Annotated in this window: 3 protein-coding genes and 2 pseudogenes; all 5 read left to right on the top strand. The window is 65.5% G+C overall.

The features are described 5' to 3' along the window. Positions 1-223, top strand: a pseudogene (locus tag PMI42_RS11760) (ABC transporter ATP-binding protein); the annotation flags it as partial. A gap of 8 nt (positions 224-231) precedes the next feature. Further along, positions 232-1107: pseudogene (locus tag PMI42_RS40265) on the top strand (branched-chain amino acid ABC transporter permease); the annotation flags it as partial. 66 nt (positions 1108-1173) lie between these two features. After that, on the top strand, positions 1174-2145 hold the full coding sequence (locus PMI42_RS40260; protein WP_202802805.1) for a branched-chain amino acid ABC transporter permease: 972 nt from the start codon (positions 1174-1176) through the stop codon (positions 2143-2145). A 99-nt stretch (positions 2146-2244) separates the two neighbouring features. After that, positions 2245-3474, top strand: coding sequence for an ABC transporter substrate-binding protein (locus PMI42_RS11750; RefSeq protein WP_008134019.1), 1230 nt, complete (start codon positions 2245-2247; stop codon positions 3472-3474). A 66-nt stretch (positions 3475-3540) separates the two neighbouring features. Continuing rightward, a complete protein-coding gene (locus tag PMI42_RS11745) occupies positions 3541-4203 on the top strand; it encodes a helix-turn-helix domain-containing protein (RefSeq protein ID WP_008134018.1) in 663 nt (220 codons plus the stop codon). Positions 4204-4336 lie beyond the last annotated feature (133 nt).

Raw genomic sequence — 4336 nt, 5'->3', positions numbered from 1 at the left:
GACCGAGGGGCTCGCGCCCGTGATCATCCGCCAGATCGGCCGGACGATCACCGAACTGAAGGCGCTCGGCTTCACCATCCTGCTGGTCGAGCAGAATGTCGGCTTCGCCGCCGGTCTTGCCGACCGCCACTACATCGTGGAGCTCGGCCGCGTCGTCGAGGAAATTCCGGGCGCGGAGTTCGAAGGCAGGTCGGGCGCGCTCAAGAGCTATCTCGGACTTTAAAGGGCATCATGACCACGATCTTCGGCGTCCCTTCCGCAGTGCTCTATGGCCAGCTCCTGCTCGGGCTGATCAACGGCGCCTTCTACGCCATGCTGAGCCTCGGGCTCGCGGTGATCTTCGGCATGATGAACATCGTGAACTTCGCGCATGGCGCGCAATACATGATGGGCGCGATGGGCGCGTGGCTGCTGCTCAATTATCTCGGCATCGGCTATTGGTGGGCGCTGATCCTGGCGCCGCTCATCGTCGGCGCGATCAGCATCGTGATCGAGGTGTTGCTGCTGCGGCGCCTCTACAAGCTCGATCATCTCTACGGCATGCTGCTCACCTTCGGTCTCGCGCTGATGGTGCAGGGCGCCTTCAGCAACTGGTTCGGATCCTCCGGCCAGCCTTATGCGATCCCGGAGGCGCTGACGGGAGGCCGCAATCTCGGCTTCATGTTCCTGCCGAACTACCGGGCCTGGGTGATCGCCGCCTCGGTCGTGATCTGCCTCGGCACCTGGTACGTCATCGAGCGCACCAAGCTTGGCGCCTATCTGCGCGCCGCGACCGAAAACCCGATGCTGGTTCAGGCCTTCGGCATCCGCGTCCCGCGCATGATCACGCTGACCTACGGCGCCGGCGTCGGGCTCGCCGCGCTGGCGGGCGTGCTGGCCGCACCGGTCTACCAGGTCAGTCCGCTGATGGGCGCGGACCTGCTGATCGTCGTCTTCGCGGTGGTGGTGATCGGCGGCATGGGGTCGATCATGGGCGCGATCGTGACCGGCTTCCTCGTCGGCGTGATCGAGGGCCTGACCAAGGCCTTCTATCCGGAAGCCTCGACGACGGTCGTCTTTGTCGTGATGGCGGTGGTGCTGCTGATCCGTCCCGCAGGCTTGTTCGGCTCGAAGCTCGATGCGGCGCAGGGGCAACCGCAGCCCGGCCTGTCGGCGACCGCGCCATCGACGCGGATGCAGGCGCTGGTCTTCCTGGGGCTCGCCTGCGGCCTCGCGGCCGCGCCGCTCGTCGTCTATCCCGGCTTCATGATGAAGGCGATGATCTTCGCGCTGTTCGCCTGCGCCTTTAACCTCGTCGCCGGTTACGGACGGCTGGTCTCCTTCGGCCACTCGATGTTCCTGGGCTCGGCCGGCTATGTCTGCGGCCATGCCGCCAAGATCTGGGGGCTGCCTCCCGAGCTTGCGATCCTGGCCGGGACCGTAACGGCGGCGATGCTCGGCTTCGTCACCGGCTGGCTCGCCATTCGCCGCAGCGGCATCTATTTCGCCATGGTGACGCTCGCCTTCGCGCAGATGATCTATTTCGTGGCGCTCCAGGCCCGCTTCACCGGCGGCGAGGACGGGTTGCAGGCCATTCCGCGCGGCATGCTGTTCGGCTTCATCGACCTTTCGCGACCGGAAAATCTTTACGGCTTCGTGCTGGCGATATTCCTCGGCGGCTTCTTCCTGATCATGCGGCTGGTGGGCTCGCCGTTCGGACGCGTGCTGAAGGCGATCAGCGATCACGACGCGCGCGCCCAATCGCTCGGCTTCGAGACCGGCCGCTACAAGCTCCTCGCCTTCGTGCTCTCGGCGGCATTGGCGGGGCTTGCGGGGTCCACCAAGGCGATCGTCAGCCAGCTCGCCAGCCTCACCGACGTGCACTGGTCGATGTCGGGCGAAGTGCTGCTGATGACGTTTCTCGGCGGCGTCGGCACGCTCTATGGCCCGCTCGTGGGCGCCTTCATCGTCGTCGCCATGCAGAACTATCTGGCCGCGTTCGGGCAATGGGTCACCGTCATTCACGGCCTGATCTTCGTGCTCTGCGTGCTCGCCTTCCGGCGCGGCATGGTCGGCGAATTGATCGAGCTCTGGCATCGCCTGCGCCGGACACCGGCGGCGGCGCCCGCCGCGCTCCGCGAGGTGGCGGTCGCGCCACGGGAGTGAGCCGAGACGTTTCGAACAAAAGCCTCGCCGTCCGGCGAAGCCAGACAAGACCGGGCCAAAACCCGCTCCGACGAGCGGTCTGACAACAGGGAATAGATCATGCGACAGACGCCTTCCAAATCCTTGCGCGGGATCGCGGCCGCGCTCTGCCTCGGCTCGTTGGCCGTCGCCGGCCAGGCCGCGGCCCAGGTCAGCGACGACGTGGTCAAGATCGGCGTGCTGACCGACATGTCCGGCCAGTATTCCGACCTGAACGGGCCGGGCTCGCTGTTGGCGGCGCAGATGGCGGCGGCGGACTTCGGCGGCAAGGTCCTCGGCAAACCCATCGAGATCATCGGCGCCGACCATCAGCAGAAGGCCGACATCGGCGTCGGCATCGCCCGGCGCTGGATCGAGAACGAGAAGGTCGACGCGATCTCCGACGTCACCAACAGCGCGATCGCGCTCGCGGTGCAGCAGTTGACGCGCGAGACCAACCGCGTCGCGCTGTTCTCGTCGCCGGGCACGACGGATTTGACCGGCAAGCAGTGCTCGCCGACCGGCTTTCAGTGGGTCTACGACAATTATTCCAACGCGGTCGGACCGATGAAGGCCCTGATCGACAAGGGCAACGACACCTTCTTCATCATCACCGCCGACTTCGCCTTCGGACATTCGCTCGAGAAGATCGCGAGCGCGGCGATCGCGGCAAATGGCGGCAAGGTTCTGGGCACCGTCCGGCATCCGTTCGGCGCCAACGATCTGTCGGCGTTCCTGCTGCCGGCGCAGGCGTCGAAGGCGAAAGTCATCGTGCTCGCCACCGCCGGCAAGGACATGACGACCGCGATCAAGCAGGCCAATGAGTTCGGCATCATCGCAGGTGGCCAGGCCGTCTCCGCGCCGGTCGTGTTCATCACCGACGTCCACGCGCTCGGCCTGTCGACTGCCCAGGGGATCTCGTTCATCGAGGGTTTCTATTGGGACCAGAACGACGAGACGCGCGCTTTCGCCAAGCGCTTCTTCGAGGCGCGCAAGGCGATGCCGACCGCGCCGCAGGCCGGCGTCTATTCCTCGATCCGGCACTATCTCAAGGCGATCCAGGCCGCCGGCACCGATGAGGCCAAGGCCGTGGCCGCCAAGATGCGTGAAATGCCTGTGGACGACTTCTTCGCCAAGGGCGGCAAGGTGCGCGAGGACGGCCGGATGGTCCACGACATGCTGCTGGTCCAGGTCAAGAAACCCTCCGAATCGAAGCAGCCATGGGACTATTATAATGTCGTGGCGACCGTTCCCGGGGAGCAGGCCTTCCAGTCTCTTGCCCAGAGCGAATGCCCGCTCGTAAAGAAGTGAGGCGAAGCCCCGGCGGCGGCGCGCCGCCGGGGCTGCACATACGCAATAAAAGGGGAGAGAGCCGCGATGAAGAAGACTGCGACGCGACCGTCGCTGAGGGAGACCGCGGCCGCCGAGATCGTGCCGGCGCGTTTCTCGGCCGACGTCGCGCCGGCCGAGACAAGCGACGATCTCGGTCAGAGGCTGAAGCGCGTACGGATCGACAAGGGGTGGACCTTGAAAGAGGTGAGCGAGCGCACGGGGGTTGCGCGTTCGACCCTGTCGAAGATCGAGAACGGGCAGATGTCGCCGACCTATGACGTGCTCCAGAAGATCACGCGCGGCGTCGACCTCGACATCGTCGAGTTGTTCGACCAGCGTCGCCAGAGCGCGCCCTTCGGCCGGCGCAGCGTCACCCGTCGCGGCGAGGGCAAGCCGCACCCGACCGATACCTACGACTACGAAGTGCTGGCGACCGACCTCTCGCAAAAGCACATCCTGCCGTTCAAGGCGCGGATCAGGGCGCGCAGCCTCGACGATTTCCCCGGCTGGGTGCGTCACGAGGGCGAGGAGTTCCTGTGCGTTCTGTCCGGGACCGTCCGGGTGTTCACGGAATTCTATGCGCCGGTCACGCTCGAGGTCGGTGACAGCACCTATTTCGACAGCAAGATGGGCCATGCCATCGTGTCGCTGAGCAAGGCGGATGCCGAAGTCATCTGGATTTGCACCGGCATCAGCGCACTCTCATGACCAGGACGGGATGATATCGATGCTGCGCAGTTACTCCGCTGCCGACGTCCATGCCGCGCTCGCCTTTCCGAAGTTGATCGAGGCGTTGCGCGAAGCCTTCAGGCGCGGCGGCGAGCCGATGCCATTGCGGCAG

It is taken from the genome of Bradyrhizobium sp. YR681 (assembly GCF_000282615.1).
Classification (GTDB): Bacteria; Pseudomonadota; Alphaproteobacteria; order Rhizobiales; family Xanthobacteraceae; genus Bradyrhizobium.
This window is presented reverse-complemented; position numbering and strand designations above follow the sequence as displayed.